This is a genomic window from Thioalkalivibrio sp. AKL12 (genome assembly GCF_000377925.1).
GTDB lineage: Bacteria > Pseudomonadota > Gammaproteobacteria > Ectothiorhodospirales > Ectothiorhodospiraceae > Thioalkalivibrio > Thioalkalivibrio versutus.
Genome location: NZ_KB898892.1, coordinates 162,932 through 177,716 on the forward strand (window position 1 = coordinate 162,932; position 14,785 = coordinate 177,716).

Annotated in this window: 14 protein-coding genes, 2 tRNA genes and 1 riboswitch; of the genes, 8 read left to right on the forward strand and 8 right to left on the reverse strand. The window is 65.4% G+C overall.

Going from position 1 to position 14,785, the window contains the following annotated elements; translation table 11 throughout:
* Window positions 1-9: 9 nt before the first annotated feature.
* The gene (locus D579_RS0104460) at window positions 10-810 is read right to left on the reverse strand and encodes a cobalt-precorrin-6A reductase (protein WP_026182138.1); all 801 of its coding nucleotides are present in this window, start codon (window positions 808-810) and stop codon (window positions 10-12) included.
* Between the two features lie 4 nt (window positions 811-814).
* On the opposite strand from D579_RS0104460, the gene D579_RS0104465 reads away from it, so the two are divergent.
* From D579_RS0104465 to cobM, 3 genes are read left to right on the forward strand one after another with little or no spacing between them, the layout of a single operon-like run.
* Window positions 815-2,050: a bifunctional cobalt-precorrin-7 (C(5))-methyltransferase/cobalt-precorrin-6B (C(15))-methyltransferase gene (locus tag D579_RS0104465; protein ID WP_026182137.1), complete on the forward strand. Its 1,236-nt coding sequence runs from the start codon at window positions 815-817 to the stop codon at window positions 2,048-2,050.
* A complete protein-coding gene (locus D579_RS0104470) occupies window positions 2,047-2,490 on the forward strand; it encodes a cobalamin biosynthesis protein (protein WP_018146007.1) in 444 nt (147 codons plus the stop codon). The genes D579_RS0104465 and D579_RS0104470 overlap by 4 nt, the downstream gene beginning before the upstream one ends.
* On the forward strand, window positions 2,487-3,251 hold the full coding sequence (cobM, locus tag D579_RS0104475) for a precorrin-4 C(11)-methyltransferase (RefSeq protein WP_017942390.1): 765 nt from the start codon (window positions 2,487-2,489) through the stop codon (window positions 3,249-3,251). The genes D579_RS0104470 and cobM overlap by 4 nt, the downstream gene beginning before the upstream one ends.
* Window positions 3,252-3,448: 197 nt before the next feature.
* On the opposite strand, the gene D579_RS0104480 is transcribed toward cobM, so the two are convergent.
* Together D579_RS0104480 and D579_RS0104485 are read right to left on the reverse strand one after the other, a co-directional pair.
* Entirely contained in the window at window positions 3,449-4,006 is a 558-nt protein-coding gene (locus tag D579_RS0104480) for a cytochrome c (protein ID WP_018146006.1), read from the reverse strand.
* Between the two features lie 20 nt (window positions 4,007-4,026).
* Window positions 4,027-5,157 (reverse strand): porin, encoded by a 1,131-nt coding sequence (locus D579_RS0104485; protein WP_038032275.1) that lies wholly within the window; start codon window positions 5,155-5,157, stop codon window positions 4,027-4,029.
* A gap of 110 nt (window positions 5,158-5,267) precedes the next feature.
* Window positions 5,268-5,490, reverse strand: a riboswitch (cobalamin riboswitch).
* A gap of 191 nt (window positions 5,491-5,681) precedes the next feature.
* Here D579_RS0104485 and D579_RS0104490 point away from each other — a divergent pair.
* Entirely contained in the window at window positions 5,682-6,686 is a 1,005-nt protein-coding gene (locus D579_RS0104490; RefSeq protein WP_018951231.1) for a cytochrome-c peroxidase, read from the forward strand.
* A gap of 64 nt (window positions 6,687-6,750) precedes the next feature.
* Here D579_RS0104490 and D579_RS0104495 read toward each other — a convergent pair whose 3' ends face one another.
* A complete protein-coding gene (locus tag D579_RS0104495) occupies window positions 6,751-7,200 on the reverse strand; it encodes a DUF4399 domain-containing protein (RefSeq protein WP_018951232.1) in 450 nt (149 codons plus the stop codon).
* 145 nt (window positions 7,201-7,345) lie between these two features.
* On the opposite strand from D579_RS0104495, the gene gltX reads away from it, so the two are divergent.
* The 4 genes from gltX to D579_RS0104515 all read left to right on the forward strand — a co-directional run bounded on the left by gltX (window position 7,346) and on the right by D579_RS0104515 (window position 9,229).
* Entirely contained in the window at window positions 7,346-8,752 is a 1,407-nt protein-coding gene (gltX, locus tag D579_RS0104500; protein ID WP_018951233.1) for a glutamate--tRNA ligase, read from the forward strand.
* A 42-nt stretch (window positions 8,753-8,794) separates the two neighbouring features.
* Window positions 8,795-8,870: transfer RNA gene (locus D579_RS0104505), tRNA-Ala, on the forward strand.
* Between the two features lie 24 nt (window positions 8,871-8,894).
* Window positions 8,895-9,119 carry a hypothetical protein gene (locus D579_RS0104510; RefSeq protein ID WP_019568239.1) on the forward strand — a complete coding sequence of 75 codons (225 nt, stop codon included), beginning with the start codon at window positions 8,895-8,897 and terminating at the stop codon, window positions 9,117-9,119.
* Between the two features lie 34 nt (window positions 9,120-9,153).
* Window positions 9,154-9,229: transfer RNA gene (locus D579_RS0104515), tRNA-Glu, on the forward strand.
* A 103-nt stretch (window positions 9,230-9,332) separates the two neighbouring features.
* Here the strand turns inward: D579_RS0104515 and D579_RS0104520 are convergent.
* The 4 genes from D579_RS0104520 to D579_RS0104535 all read right to left on the reverse strand — a co-directional run bounded on the left by D579_RS0104520 (window position 9,333) and on the right by D579_RS0104535 (window position 14,692).
* A complete protein-coding gene (locus D579_RS0104520) occupies window positions 9,333-10,781 on the reverse strand; it encodes an OprO/OprP family phosphate-selective porin (protein ID WP_018951234.1) in 1,449 nt (482 codons plus the stop codon).
* A gap of 88 nt (window positions 10,782-10,869) precedes the next feature.
* Window positions 10,870-12,573, reverse strand: a complete 1,704-nt coding sequence (locus D579_RS0104525) for an iron ABC transporter permease (RefSeq protein WP_018951235.1) — start codon at window positions 12,571-12,573, stop codon at window positions 10,870-10,872.
* Complete coding sequence (locus D579_RS0104530) at window positions 12,570-13,610, reverse strand: extracellular solute-binding protein (RefSeq protein WP_018951236.1); 1,041 nt, start codon at window positions 13,608-13,610, stop codon at window positions 12,570-12,572. The genes D579_RS0104525 and D579_RS0104530 overlap by 4 nt, the downstream gene beginning before the upstream one ends.
* Window positions 13,610-14,692 (reverse strand): ABC transporter ATP-binding protein, encoded by a 1,083-nt coding sequence (locus D579_RS0104535; RefSeq protein WP_018951237.1) that lies wholly within the window; start codon window positions 14,690-14,692, stop codon window positions 13,610-13,612. Before D579_RS0104535 ends, D579_RS0104530 begins: the two co-directional genes overlap by 1 nt.
* Between the last annotated feature and the right edge of the window lie 93 nt (window positions 14,693-14,785).

The window sequence follows — 14,785 nt, forward strand, 5'->3', positions numbered from 1 at the left end:
GGAGCCGCGTTAGCCGTGTGCGTCCGGGAGATCCTCCAGCCAGTCGAGTACCGCCTGCGGGGCGTGGAATCGTGGCACCCCGGGGGCGTCCGGCGGGCGTTCGACCATCACGACCGGGATACCCCGTTCGCGAGCCGCCTGCAGCTTGGCGGCCGTGGCATCGCCGCCGCTGTCCTTGGTCACCAGAACGTCAATCGCGTGTTCCCGCAAGAGGCACGCCTCGTCCTCGGCCGTGAACGGGCCCCGGGCGTGGATCCAGGTGACCCGCGGCAGCGCCGGCGGCGGTTCCGGCGGGTCGATGGTGCGGATCACGTAGTCCAGCTCGGGCGCGGCCTCGAAGGCCTCTAGGTGCTGGCGGCCGGTGGTCAGCAGCACGCGTCGGCCGATATCCGGAAGGGCGCGGGCGGCGGCCGCGAGGTCGGGCACGCGGATCCAGCGGTCCTCCGGCCCGGCCTCCCACGACGGCCGGGTCAGTCGGGCCAGCGGGATGCCGGTGTTGCGTGCGGCTGTGACGGCGTTGGCCGAGATCTGCCGCGCGAACGGGTGGGTCGCGTCCACCAGTGCGTCAATCGCGTGTGCGTGCAGCCAGGCGGCCAGGCCGTCGGCGCCGCCGAACCCGCCGGTGCGCCGAGGCAGCCGCGACGGCCCCGGTTTTCGGGTGCGCCCGGCCAGCGAGACGGTGGCCTGCAGCCGCGGGTGCGCATCCAGCAGCGGCTCCAGCGCTGCGGCCTCGGTGGTGCCGCCCAGCAGCAGAACGTGCCGGGGGCGAGCTGCCCTGGGGCTGGAGTCAGGAGATGAACGGGAGCTCATGAGGATGACCAGTCTAGCCACGAACAGCGAACGAACGCCATGGCTGAACATTGTCGGTGTGGGCGCGGACGGCCTGTCCGGACTGGCAACGGAGGCCCGTGAGGCCGTTGCGCAGGCGACCACGGTGATCGGTGGGGCCCGGCATCTGGAGATGCTGCCGCCGCAGCCGGGGCAGGAACGTCTGCTGTGGCCCTCGCCGCTGGAGACTGCTCTCGACTGGATCGAGGCGCGAGCGGGGAAGCCGCTGTGCGTGCTCGCCAGCGGCGATCCGTTTTGGTTCGGGGTTGGCACGACATTGCTGCGGCGTTTCCCGGTGGAAGCCACCCGCGTGTTTCCGGTGCCATCGGCGTTCAGCCTGGCCGCCGCGCGCATGGGCTGGCCGCTACAGGAGACCCGCTGCCTGTCGGTCCACGGCCGGCCCATGGAGGCGCTGCGCCCGTGGCTGCACGACGGCGCGCGGCTGCTGATCCTCAGCCGCGACGGTGAGACGCCTGGCGAGTTGGCCCAGTGGCTCGATGAATTGGGTTTCGGGGCCTCGACCCTGACCGTTCTGGAACAACTGGACGGGGCCTCGGAGCGCGTAGAGGCCGCCACGGTGGCGGAATGGAGGACATGTGGGGTGGATCCGCTGAACACGATCGCCCTGGAATGCCGTGCGTCCTCGACGGCCTCCGTGATCGCGGCGAGCGCCGGCCGGCCGGAGGATCAATTCGAGCAGGACGGGCAGATTACCAAGCGCGAGGTGCGTGCGGTAACGCTGGCCCTGCTGGCGCCCGGGCGTGGCGAGTGCCTGTGGGACATTGGCGCCGGGTCGGGGTCTGTCGGTATCGAGTGGATGCTGGCGGATCCAGCGAACCGCGCCGTGGCCATCGAGCCGCGTGCGGAGCGGCTGGAGCGGGTCCGGCGCAATGCGCGTGCCCTAGGGGTCCCGGCCCTGCAATGTATCTCCGGGCGCGCGCCGGAGGCGCTGGATGATCTGTCTGCCCCCGACGCGATCTTCATCGGGGGTGGGCTGACGATGCCCGGGCTGGTGGAACACTGCGTGGAGAGCCTGCGCCCGGGGGGGCGCCTGGTCGCCAACAGCGTGACGGTGGAAGGCGATGCGGTGCTGGCGGCGACGCGCGAGCGCCATGGTGGCGAGCTGACACGGATCAATGTGAGTCGCTCGGAACCGCTGGGCGCGATGTCGGGCTGGAAACCGCTGCGGCCGGTGACCCTGTGGTCCCTGCACCGGAGTTGAACCAGGCGGGATCCTGGGTCGTGCCAGGCGTCGGCTTTGCCTCTGCCTGTACGACGCGGGAGCTGGAGGGTCTGATTCGTGCGGTTCTGGCCGAGGCCCGCGCCATGCCGGGAGTGGAGCGTGCCGGGGCGATCGGGGCCCGGCAGCTGGCGGCGCCGGCGCACAAGAGCGACAGCGCCATGCTGGCGACGGTGGCGTGCGAGCTGGAACTGGAACTCGTATTTCTGTCCGCGGCCGCGCTGGCGGACTGCGACGGCGTAGTGCTTACGGAGTCGCGGCGGGCACGTGCAACCGCCGATGTCGGGTCGGTGGCCGAGGCGGCGGCGCTGGCGGCAGCCGGCGCAGGCGCGCGTTTGCTGTTGCCGCGTCGTCTGTCAGCGCGGGCCAGCTGTGCGGTGGCCTGGGTCGATGCCCATCACCTATCCAAGGAGTCATCATGACGGTTCATTTTGTCGGAGCGGGGCCGGGTGCCGCGGACCTGCTGACCCTGCGCGGGCGCGATCGCATTGCGGCCTGTCCGGTATGCCTGTACGCGGGTTCACTGGTACCCGAGGCCGTGCTGGAGCATGCGCCGGAGGGGGCGCGTGTGATCAACACCGCGCCGTTGACGCTGGACGCGATCATGGACGAGATCCAGCGCGCGCATGCGGCCGGTGAGGATGTCGCACGACTGCATTCCGGCGATCTGTCGGTGTACAGCGCCCTGGGCGAACAGATCCGCCGCCTGGAGGCGGCCGGGATCGACTACACCATCACCCCGGGCGTGCCGGCGTTTTCCGCGGCCGCGGCGACCCTGGGGCGCGAACTGACCGTGCCGGAGGTGGCACAGTCGGTGGTGCTGACGCGTACGCCGGGACGGGCCTCGTCGATGCCGGAGCGCGAACGGCTGGAGGCTTTCGCCGCGACCGGGGCGACCCTGGCGATCCACCTATCGCTGCACAATATCGAGACCGTGGTCGAGGACCTGCGTCCGCACTACGGCTGCGACTGTCCGGTGGCGATCGTCTTCCGCGCCAGCTGGCCGGACGAGACCGTGGTGCGCGGTTCGCTGGGCAATATCGTGGAACGGGCAGTGGCCCTGACCACGCGGCGTTCGGCGCTGATCCTGGTGGGGCCGGCGCTGGATCCGGGCGATTTCCGCGACAGTGCGCTGTACGACCCGGCGCACGTGCGCCGTTATCGGGGCATGGACGGGGACTAAGCGTCGCGTCTTCGATCTTCCGCAGGCAGGGACGATCCCGGTGAGCGTTGTGGAGGCCCCGGTGTTCGCCTGCAAGCAGGCTCCTTGTGTCTTGCGGTTCACGGCGATGTGGCAGCCTGCTTGCAGGCGAAGGTGGTTGCTTCCTGGTCAGGATTACGGAAAGGGGCCGCCAGGCGGCCCCTTGGTTCCTACCCGGTTCAGCGGCGGCGGTAGTTGTCGTGACAGGCCAGGCAATGGTGGCGCACGCCGTTCAGGGCCTCGGTGGCGCGAAGCTGGAAGTCTTCGTTCCCCAGGTCCTCGGCCGACTCCACCTTGCGCTGTAGTTGTTGGGCGGCCTCGCGGTAGGCGGCCTTGTACTCGGCGAAGTCCGGGTCTTCCCAGGCCGCGGGCAGGGCTCCGGGTTCGCCGTGCCGCGCGGGTGTCTCGCGTGCGAACCAGGTTTCGATGTCGTCGGCGCGGCGCGCCAGTTCCTCGGCCAGATCGGGCAGACGTCCGGCGAATGGTGCGCCATAACGCAGGATCTGCTCGATGCTGCGGTAGGTGGCGGATGTGCCCTGCATGCTCTGCTGACGGAAGCGCTGGAAGGCCTCGGTGGCGTCCACTGTGTCCGGGTCGTCCAGGGTCTCGCTGTAGTCGTCACCCCAGGGCCCGGGCATCGGAAGCGTCACCTCGCCGGCATGGGCGACGGTGGCGGCGAGCAGGATCAGGACAAGGCCGGTGACCCGGAGGGCCGGTGTGAAGGTGGTTCTAGTCATGTCGGATCTCCTTTCCGGTTTCAGAAGCGGAACTGGTGCTGCAAGTGCAGCTCCCAGTCTGAAGTGCCAGCGTCGCGGTCCAGCCACATCAATTGGGTCTTTTGTCGCTGGCCGCGGTGATACCAGTTGAGGCCGGCGCCCCATTCGCGCTGCCAGCGCTCGTCGGTGCCGAGGTCGTCGCCGGCGTCGTGGCGCAGCACAGCGTGGCGCGCGGCGACCTCTAGCCCCTCCCAGGGCAGTGCCTGGGCCAGCTCGAGTTCGGCGCCCAGGTCGTGGTAGGAGGGACCGTGATCGGGCGATACGTCGCGGCGGAAGGCGGCGACTGAAATGGCGGTGCGGGCAAACTTGACGACGCTGTCGGCCGTTGCGGTGACCCAGTCGGCGCGTTGCTGATTTACCTGGTTCTCCCGTCCGCGAGTCCAGTCGCGCAGGTGATTGCGGTTCGCCGCCTGCAGGCCGACGCCGTGGGCCACCGTATGCTCGACCGGCTTGCCGACGGTCGTGTTGTCGCGCGGAAGGGTACCTACCGGTGCCCAGGCCCCCCGAGCGCTGAACAGGTGGCCGGAGGTGGACGGTCGGTCATCCCGCTGGTCAAGGCGGCCGCGACCGTCAAACACGCCGATGGCCCAGGCCCGGTCGTCGCCGTCGCCCCCCAGTAGGGTGACGCCGGTATCGCGTCCGGCCGGGACCTCGAACTGATTCCCCGCGATGCTCAACTCGGTGAACAGCCGGTTGGGGCCGCCGATGTCCCGCGGCAGACCGAAGGGCACGGTGAACTGGCCGGCGCGCAGGTCGAGGGACTCGGTCAGCGCGTATTGGAGCCAGACATCGCGCATCGAGAGCTCGCCGCTGCTGAAGTCGGGCTGCAGGCGAAAACTAAGATCGGGGTGGAAGAGGGTGCCCGTCGTATCCAGCCAGGCGCGGCGAAAGTCGAATTCGGTGGTGGTTCCCTCGTCGCCCCGCTCGATGGCGTAGCGGCCCTGGATGAGCGGGTCCAGGGTGATGGCGAAGTCGTCGGCTTCGCTTCCGAATTCGAACTGTGCCTGGAGGGGGGAAGCCCCGCCACTGGCGATCAACAGGCCGAGAAGGGTCGGGGCCGGAGCCAGGAGTGGCGGCCGGCCGGGTCGTCGGGTCGGTTTGTTCAAAGTCATTCTCCCTGGGACGCACACCCCGTGCGCCGTGGATGGAATGACGCTGGGTGGGCCAGGGGAGGTCGGGGACTATAGACACAGCGAGCCCGACCCGACCGCTTGCCCGCCGCAGCGTCAGGTTTCCTCCTGGCCGGTCTCCGGACTCGTGAAGCGGGCGGGGGTGCCCGGGCGGATCGCCTTCCCACGCCGAATTGCGGCGCAGTGGTTGTCGATCCGTTGTCTTCACCTACCGTTGCGGGGGCAGTGCCGGCATTGCGAACGGCAGTTCGCGCACCGGCTTCCCGATTATCCCCGGCGATGGAACGCCAGGGCACCTGGAGGCGGGGCGAAGGGTACTGGTGTGCAAACAGGCCGGCAAGAGGCGCGTTTGATGAGCGACCAACCGCAATGATTGATCTGGATCAACGGGCGGGCTGATTTCGCTGGTCGATCGAATACCGGGTCGATAGGGTGGGATTCAGGTGATTTGGACCGAGTCTATATCGGTCTTCGCCGACACCGATCCAATCTCAGGGAGACGCGCCATGATTCGACGTTCTTATCTTCGTAGCGCCATCTTTTCGGCCTGCACCGCCCTGGCGCTGGGCGTGGCCGCGCCCGCCGTGGCGGATACCGACTACTCGCAGTACCGGGATGTGTTCGAGCCGCTGCCGGCGCTGCCGCCGATCCCGGCGGACAACTCGATGACGAAGGAGAAGATCGAACTGGGCAAGATGCTGTTCTTCGAGCCGCGCATCTCCAGTTCGGGCGTGATCTCCTGCGCGACCTGCCACAACCCGGCGCTGGGCTGGGCGGATCGTATCCCGCGTGCGGTGGGTCATGACGGCCAGGTCGGCGAGCGCAACACCCCGACGGTGCTGAACTCCGGCTTCTTCACGGCACAGTTCTGGGACGGTCGCGAGGACGACCTGGAAGGCCAGGCGCTGGGTCCGATCCAGGACGCGATCGAGATGGCGATGCCATTGGAGGACGCAATCGAGCGTCTGGAAGAGTTCAACGAGTACCAGGAGAAGTTCGAGGCCGCCTATCCGGACTATGACGGTGACAACGTGATCAATGCCGATCACGTGGCCCATGCGCTGGCGACCTTCCAGCGCACGCTGAACACCCCGAACTCGCCGCTGGATCGCTGGCTGGTCGGGGACGAGGGCGCGATGAGCGAGCAGCAGATGCGCGGCATGAAGCTGTTCGCGGATAACGGCTGCGTCGCCTGCCACCGTGGCCCGGCACTGACCGACAGCCACTTCCATCGCATCCAGGTGCCGGGCTCGGAAGACGAGGGCCGTTACCTGGTGACCGGGGAGGAGAGTGATCGCTTTGCCTTCAAGACCCCGACCCTGCGCAACGTGGCCCTGACCTACCCCTACATGAACAACGGCGAGACCGCCACGCTGGACGAGGCGATCCGCATCATGGGGCAGGAGATGCTGGGCATGGAGTTTAGCGACGATGAAGTCGCGGACCTGGAGGCCTTCATGCACGCGCTGACCGGTGACATGCCGCAGTTCGAGATCCCGTCACTGCCATAAGCGACCGGTCGCCACTGGCGATGACAAGCCCCCTCCGGGTCCGGAGGGGGCTTTTTTGTGTCGCCTATTCGACGGTGATGGTGATCTTGTCGGAGGTCACTGGCGGGTCGAAGCTGAGGTGGCGGTAGTCCATGAAGAGCAATTGCAGGGTGTGGGTGCCTGGTTCCAGTTCGATTTCGCCTTCCGTCTGACCGCCTCCGAAGTGGCGCTTGTGGTCGGAGAAGGGGAGCGAGGCATCCAGGTCGACCTCGTCCAGCGGCTGGTTCACCAACAGGTGGTGATGCCCGGTGTTGTCGGCCTCGACGCCGGCCGGGGCCACGCCCATGCCGCGCAGGCCCATCTGGATCCGCACGGGACTCTCGACGGTGTCGCCATCCTGCGGGCTGATGAAATATACCTTGGCTTCATCGGCGGCCGAAACGCGCTCCATGCTGGTGGCGCTGCCAGCGGCCAGGGCGAATCCCCCGGTGACCAGAGCGATGGTTGCAAGTTGGGTGAGCGAAACCGGTTTCATTAGGACTCCTTTGGGCGGCGCAGGCCCCTGTGGTTGCCTGTCTTGAGTATAGCCAACCGAAACCGGGCTGCAGGGTCATCGGGGAGTATCGTTCTGCTACCCTAGTTCCCCCTATTCTTGCTACCCCTGATCGAGTGTCCTGCGCATGAGTTTCCGTACCCGCTTTGCTCCCAGTCCCACCGGCTATCTCCACATCGGTGGTGCCCGTACCGCGCTCTTCTCCTGGCTGTATGCCCGCCACCATGGGGGCGAGTTCGTGCTGCGCATTGAAGACACTGACCTGGAACGTAGTACTGCGGAGTCGGTGAACGCGATCCTGGAGGGCATGAACTGGTTGGGTCTGACCTATGACCACGGCCCGTTCTATCAGACCGAACGGTTCGACCGGTATCGCGAAGTGATCGAGCAGCTGATGGCCGCTGGCCACGCCTACCGCTGCTACTGCTCGAGGGAAGAGCTGGACGCGATGCGCGAGGAGCAGAAGGCGCGCAAGGAGAAGCCGCGCTACGACGGTCGCTGCCGCGCCCGTACCGAGCCGCGCGAGGGCGTGGAGCCGGTCATCCGCTTTCGCACGCCGGACGAGGGCGTGACAGTTGTTGACGACATGGTGCGCGGGAAGGTCGCGTTCCAGAATCACGAGCTGGATGACCTCATCATCGCCCGCTCGGATGGCTCGCCGACCTACAACCTGACGGTGGTGGTCGACGACATGGATATGGGCATCACCCACGTGGTGCGCGGCGACGATCACCTGAACAACACGCCGCGCCAGATCAACATCCTCAAGGCGCTGGGGGTGGAGCCGCCGCGCTATGGCCACCTGCCGATGATCATGGGGCCCGACGGCGCCAAGCTGTCCAAACGCCACGGCGCGGTGTCGGTCATGCAGTACCGCGACGAGGGCTACCTGCCGGAGGCCCTGCTCAACTATCTGGTGCGCCTGGGCTGGGCGCATGGCGACCAGGAGATCTTCGGACTGGACGAACTGGTTCGCCTGTTCGATATCAAGGACGTGAACCAATCCGCCTCCGCCATCAACCCGGACAAGCTCCTGTGGCTGAACCAGCACTACATCAAGACGCTGGACCCGGACCACGTCGCGCTGGAACTGGGCTGGCACCTGGGGCAGCTGGGGATCGATCCCTCCGAAGGGCCGGAACTGCGCGATGTGGTCATCGCGCAGCGTGAACGGGCGCGTACCCTGCGCGAGATGGCCGAGAACAGCGTGTATTTCTATCGCGAGTTCGAGGACTACGACGAGAAGGCGGCGCGCAAGCAGCTGACCGCCGAGGCGCAGCCCGTGCTGCAAACCCTGCACGATGGCTTCAGCGCTCTCGGGGCGTGGGAGAAAGAGGCGCTGCACGAGGTGGTGGTGCACACTGGCGAGCGGCTGGAACTCAAGCTCGGCAAGGTGGCGCAGCCCTTGCGTGTGGCCCTTACCGGCGGCACGGTGTCCCCGCCCATCGATGACACGTTGGTGCTCATTGGTCGCGAGCGCGTTCTGGCCCGTATCGACCGTGCGTTGCAGAAAATTTCCGCCGCAGCGGGTTGACACATTTGGGGGTGCTGGCTACAGTACGCGCTCGCCTGACACGGGGCCATAGCTCAGCTGGGAGAGCGCCTGCATGGCATGCAGGAGGTCGGCGGTTCGATCCCGCCTGGCTCCACCACTCAGGGGTACTGCGAGTTCATTAATGCATCGTTTTGGAGTCATATCGCTCTACGTTGGATTGGTGCTGGCAGTGATCGGATTGATCGGCGGATTCGGGCTGATGCTCACCGGGGAACAGACTTGGTCGAAGCCCCTCATCGCGCTGGTACCGGTCGGGTTTTTGCTGGTGTTCAACGGTCTGGTGACGACGCTTCTGCATCGCGCACCAGGTAGCGAGGAAGACCGGCCCAAGGGCCCACCCGAGTAAGCAAGCGGAAGTAAGAAGAAGACGTTGCCTCTACGTCCCCATCGTCTAGAGGCCTAGGACACCGCCCTTTCACGGCGGCGACCGGGGTTCGAATCCCCGTGGGGACGCCATATCCCGAAAAGGCCCGAGCCGCAAGGTTCGGGCCTTTTCTTTTGCTGTGGTTGCGACTTGTGAAGTGGCGGGAACGTCCGTGTGCCCGCCCAACCGTCGGGCCTAGAACTCGAACTGGGCGCGAGCTGCCAGAACGTGGTTGCCGTCGGACTTCCCACCACGGCCCTCATAGTCGAAGTACATGTAGTTCAACTTGAACACCATGTCCTGATTGGGATACCAGTTCAGGCCAAGGGTGTAGTGGTCCATCTTGTTCCCGCGCCCCACGCGGGTGTGTTCCATGGAATCGGCGTGGGCATAGCGCGCGGCTACTTCCCAGGCGCCAGTGCCCCCGTGACCAAACGTGGAGTTTGGACGAACGGCGCCGAAGTCCCCGCTGAACGGCCGGTAGTTGCGCTGTTCGCCGGTCAGGAAATAGCTCGCCTGAACGTAGTAACCATCCAGTGTGAGGCTGCTCTTGTCCGTTGCGTTGCTTCCATGTGCATCAAGGACCTGCTCTCGGTCGAGGTCAAGATCGACGCGAAGATACTCGCCTTGCAGGGAGAACGGCCCTTTTCCCCAGGCGGCTTCCAGCGCATAGCGGTTGTAGGAATCGACGCCTTCAAGGTCATTCCGGCCGATCAGTCGAACGTCGATCGCACGTGCCCCCTCGCGTGAACGTAGACGTACATCTTCCAGGGTACCTTCGTCCGTCGCGTTGACGCGGTGATTGAACGAGGCCCCGAGGTGCGTGAAGGTGTCGTCGGACATGTACGGGGCAAAGGACCCTCGAGTCGCAAGGCTGTAGCCTTCCTTGACGTCGCGATCACGGTCTGTCCCGTCGCCGCCGAAGACGCCCGCTGCGAAATACCAGTCAGGGACGAGCGTCTCGTACATGAGACCGATTTCGCGGCTCGGGCGATAAGCATCGACCGGGGTTGCGCGTTCCATGAACGTTAGGCGGCGCGAACTGGTCGAACTCTCTAGGGAGAAGGGCTCCTTGAAATTGCCGACCGCGAGACGACCCTGATCGAATAGTCGTGCCACATAGGCATTGGCGAATCGCACGTCGCTGTCGCGGAAGTCTACTTCCAGTTGCCATTCCCAAAGGTTGTTGTAGACACCGATCGCCCCGAGGCGAGCCCGGCGCAGGTAAGTGCCATGCTCGGGGATCGGGTCGGCTTCATTGGCTGCCTCGGAAAGATTGTCATCCCAATTGGCTACTTCCGTGTCAACCATCAGCCGGCCCCGCAGGCCAAAGCGGTTTTTTCCGTCCTGGCTTTCCACGCGGAATTTGCGCGCCTGGATGCGGTCATCCACGTTTTGCAGCGGTAGCGTGGGTTCATACTCCAGTCCCTGATACCGATCCTCGGCCTGCACCTGTTCGGCACGGCGCTGTTCTTCCTGCGCCTCGGATTCGCGGAGGTCGCGGACATCCTGCTCGGTCAGGACGCCGCGTTCGATCAGCTTGTCGATCAGGGCGGAGTTGGAGTCCCCGGCGTGAGCCGGCGAGGCAAGCAGGCCGCCGCTGATTAGCGCGGTGAGTAGTGCATGAGGCTTGAACGATTTCATGGTCTTTTCCTGTGAGTTTTGGGTAAAAACACATCCGGCATGACTCCCGCGAACCGGACGTGATGGGTACACACACCTCTCGGCGTGATCAGGTGGGAGCACGTTGGCGGCTCCGGATCTGAAAGACGACCAGGACAATGGAGCTCAACGCGATGGTGATGCTGGCCATGGCCATCGCGACCGCGAGATCGCCCTGTTCGAACTGGTTGAAAATGAAGGTTGCGGAGGTGTCCACGCCTGGGGGCAGCAGCAGGATGGAGGCTACGAGCTCGCGCATGGTGACGATGAAGGTGGTCAGCCAGGCGGCCAGAAGCGCAGGCTTGAGCTGTGGCAGGACGACCTCTAGGAATACGCGCTGGCGGCTGGCTCCGAGGATGGACGCCGCATGTTCTAGCCCGGGGTCCATCGACTGCAGGCGGCTGTTGGAGTAATTCAGTGCGTCGGTGATGTAAATCACCACGTAGGCCAGAAGCAGCATCCAAACGGTGTTGTACGGCGAGACTGGTACCCAGAAGGCGTTCCAGGCCAGGATCAGGCCGACAGCCAGGACGATCTTGGGTATCACGCGCGGCAGAGTGGCGAGTCCTTCCAGTGCGTGCCGTAGCCAGCCACGGGTGCAGGAGGTGACATACGCAATCCACGCGCCGAGGAAGATGCTGATGGTGGCCGCGGCGAAGGCGAGCCACAGGCTGGTGAATAGCGCTTCCGAGCCGCGCGAGCCTGGTGTCAGGATGGCGCGATAATGCTCCAGGGTCAGACTGGGCAGGGTGCCCCGCCACTGGTCCGCCACGCTCGTGATGATCATGGCGAAGTACGGAAGCAGGGTAGACAGGAAGAACAGTCCTCCAAACCACGCCAGACCCAGAAGGCGTAGGCTTGGTCCCAATTCGAATTGGTGCGGGGTTTCGGGCTCGTAGCGGCCGTTCCCCATGAAGTTAGCAATCAGGCGCGAGCCGTACAGGGCGATCAGGGCCACCAGGCAGAGCAGGGAAGACAACGCCGTGGCCAGTGCCAGGTCGAGCGGCCAGCTCGTTACCAGATAGAAGATCTCGGCCGGCAGGAGCGGGAGATTCGCGCGTGTTCCAAGAACGGCGGGGACGCCAAAATTGGACAGGGCCTCGAGGAATACCAGCAGGCCGGAGTTGAACAGCGCGGGCAACAACAACGGGATCAGAATGACCCGCAACGTCTGACTCCAGCTGGCGCCGAGCTGGGCGGCGGCGATCTCTAGCCGGCGGGGTATGGCGGAGAGTGCGGCCTCGGTCGCCAGTGCCACGTAGCCGAATGAAGCCAGGGCCATCACCAGGGTTACGCCCCAGAAGGAGAAGAACCAGGCGCGGAGGCTTTCTGGCATCGGCCCGAGCAATTGGTCGATGAACCCGCCGTCCTGCATGACCAGGATGTACGACAGAGCCGCGATGTAAGGCGGTGTCATGATGGGCACCAGGAGGGACAGCCGGGCCCAGAGCTTGCCCGGGAGGTTGGTCCGCGCGAGCAGGTAGCCACAGGGCACCCCGAAGATCCAGCTGACCACGGTGGTTGCCGCCGCCCAGGCGAACGAGTTCCACAACATCGAGCCAATGCCTTCGGTCTCGCCAATACGGCGATAGGCGTCGAGGAAACCGTCAAAGCGCCCCCCCATGATTTCGGGGAAGATGCTGGTCAGGAACAGCAGCGCCATGGGGTAGCCGGCACCGATCAACAAGATCGCCGAGACCAGCAGCACCGGTAGACGGGCACTAGCCCAGGACAGGATGAACGGGCGCGGCGATATCGAGGCAACGGACGTCATGGCTGCCCGCTTCGCGGTCGACGTGGGATCTCGGCGCGTTCGACCTCCAGCTGGAACCTTCGCAACAGACGGTTCTGTGCGGCGAGCGCTGCCCCCCGGTCAAGGTCGAGGATCGGTGGTGCGGCTTCGTAGGCCGCCTGGCGCAGGGAGCTGTTTTCGATGCCCTCCCGCGCGGGAATCAGGTGTTGCTCGGCGACCGCCTGCTGGGCCGATTCGGAGAAGTAGAAATCGACAAAGGCCTCGGCCTGTTCCGGTGCCTGGGCCTGATCGAGGATGACGATGGGCCTGCGCACCATGGCGGCGCCGCTGGTTGGATAGCGCATCTCGATGTCGGGGTTGCGCTCGCTCTGGCGCAGGACGAGATAGTCCACGACGCCCAGAATCGCGTCGTAGGCGCCAGTCGTGAGGCCCCCAATGGCCTGGCTGTTGGCGGCTGCGAAGTCGAGGCCGTTGGCTCGGGCTGCAACGAAAGCGGGCCACAATGCATCCCCGCGTACCTGGGCAAAGTTCACCAGGAAGTCGCCGCTGGCCCCAGAGCGCGATGGGGATGGCATTACCGTGCGCTCCGCATACGGGGTTTGCATCAGATCGGGCCAATCGATCGATGGATGTTCGCCGACGGGACGATCGTTACGCACGGCAATGCCGACCATTGCCGCCGCCGTGGCATGGAAGTGGCCGTCCGGGTCGTGCCACTCGGCCGGTGTCTGTTCGATGTCGCGTGGGCGATAGGGGCGCAGTCGCCCATCGCGCTTCAGGGCCTCGGCTGCGAGTTCCGAGGCGAAAATGACTACGTCCGCGCGATTGCGGTAGCGTTCCGCCTCCAACTTCGCCATGACCTGCCCGGTAGTGGCGGCGAACAACTCGATCTGAATGTCGTGGTGCGCCTCGAACTCGCGGACGATGCGCTCGATCAGGGGGCGGGGGCCCGCTGAATAGACCACCAGCGTGTCGTCATCCGTCGTGGGTCCCGGACATCCGCTCAGTGCCACAAGCATGATCGCCAGCGCGGGCAGCAGAACTCGGAGCCGTTTCATTAGGCACGAACAACGTGTGCACGTTGCAGATCCAGCCGTACGCCGACCAGTTCGCCGCTGGCAAGGGCCGAGCGGTGAAAGGCGTGCAGCCGCAGGCCTTGACCGAGATCCAGCAGGATTTCGTGCCGGTCGCCGAGAAAACGTGAATGACGCACCGATCCGGGCAGTACACCATTGGGGCGAGCCTCGGGAGGCGGCGCCTCGCCGGGGGCCAGGTCGATGTCCTCCCGTCGCACCACCAGATGTCCTTGGGCCGGAAGCCCTTGGGTGGCGGCCAGGCGCAGGGCGTTGTCGAGGACAATTTCGTCGCCGCGGCGTTGAAACGCCAGTATGTTTGCGTTGCCGATGAACTCGGCAACGAAGCGGCTGCTCGGGGTCTGGTAGATGGTCTCGGGTGAACTGTTTTGCACAATGGCGCCGTTCGCCATCAGCGCGATCCGGTCACCTAGAGCGAAGGCTTCCCCTTGATCATGGGTCACGTAGATCACGGTTTGGCCGGTGTCCCGGATCAGCATCGCGATCTCGGACTTCAGTTCTTCTTTCAAACGGGCGTCGAGCGCCGACAGCGGTTCGTCCATCAGCAGCAGACGTGGTTGTACGACCAGCGCTCGCGCGATCGAAACGCGCTGCTGCTGACCACCTGAGAGAGTGCTGATGGGTCGTTCCGCAAACGCCCCGATCTGCAGGCGCTCGAGCATCTCCATGACCTGATTTCGGCGCTGAGGGAGGGGGATACCCCGCAGCTTCAGGCCGAAACCCACGTTTTCCGCCACATTCATATGCGGCCACAGGCTGTGGTTCTGAAAGACCATCGCCAGCCCACGCGTCTGCATCGGCTGGTGAATGCCGCGCACCGGGTCATCCATGGTCTTGCCCGCGATCGAGAGGGTGCCCGCATCCGCCTCCAGAGACCCTGCGACCAAATTCAGTAAGGTGGTCTTGCCGCAGCCGGAGGGACCGAGCAGGACCTGACACTCGCCTGGGTCAACCTGGAGGTCGATGGAATCAAGGGCGATATGGGCCCCGAAGGTTTTGCGAAGTTGCCGACACTCAAGCAGCGGAGAGCTGTTGGGCGTTTGCATGGCGTAGCCTGGTAAAAAGCGAGCGCCTAGGCTAAGGCCGAGTCGTTACAGCAGTGTCTAGGTTTTGTTGCGCGGGCGTTAAGGTTTTGTTGC

Excerpts from the sequence above, each read along its gene's own strand:
- D579_RS0104495 (WP_018951232.1), bottom strand. The coding sequence starts at position 7,200 with ATGAAACCGGTTTCGCTCACCCAACTTGCAACCATCGCTCTGGTCACC.
- D579_RS0104520 (WP_018951234.1), bottom strand. The coding sequence starts at position 10,781 with ATGAAATCGTTCAAGCCTCATGCACTACTCACCGCGCTAATCAGCGGC.
- cobM (WP_017942390.1), top strand. The coding sequence starts at position 2,487 with ATGACGGTTCATTTTGTCGGAGCGGGGCCGGGTGCCGCGGACCTGCTG.
- gltX (WP_018951233.1), top strand. The coding sequence starts at position 7,346 with ATGAGTTTCCGTACCCGCTTTGCTCCCAGTCCCACCGGCTATCTCCAC.
- D579_RS0104480 (WP_018146006.1), bottom strand. The coding sequence starts at position 4,006 with ATGACTAGAACCACCTTCACACCGGCCCTCCGGGTCACCGGCCTTGTC.
- D579_RS0104460 (WP_026182138.1), bottom strand. The coding sequence starts at position 810 with ATGAGCTCCCGTTCATCTCCTGACTCCAGCCCCAGGGCAGCTCGCCCC.
- D579_RS0104510 (WP_019568239.1), top strand. The coding sequence starts at position 8,895 with ATGCATCGTTTTGGAGTCATATCGCTCTACGTTGGATTGGTGCTGGCA.
- D579_RS0104530 (WP_018951236.1), bottom strand. The coding sequence starts at position 13,610 with ATGAAACGGCTCCGAGTTCTGCTGCCCGCGCTGGCGATCATGCTTGTG.
- D579_RS0104465 (WP_026182137.1), top strand. The coding sequence starts at position 815 with ATGACCAGTCTAGCCACGAACAGCGAACGAACGCCATGGCTGAACATT.
- D579_RS0104485 (WP_038032275.1), bottom strand. The coding sequence starts at position 5,157 with ATGACTTTGAACAAACCGACCCGACGACCCGGCCGGCCGCCACTCCTG.
- D579_RS0104490 (WP_018951231.1), top strand. The coding sequence starts at position 5,682 with ATGATTCGACGTTCTTATCTTCGTAGCGCCATCTTTTCGGCCTGCACC.
- D579_RS0104535 (WP_018951237.1), bottom strand. The coding sequence starts at position 14,692 with ATGCAAACGCCCAACAGCTCTCCGCTGCTTGAGTGTCGGCAACTTCGC.
- D579_RS0104525 (WP_018951235.1), bottom strand. The coding sequence starts at position 12,573 with ATGACGTCCGTTGCCTCGATATCGCCGCGCCCGTTCATCCTGTCCTGG.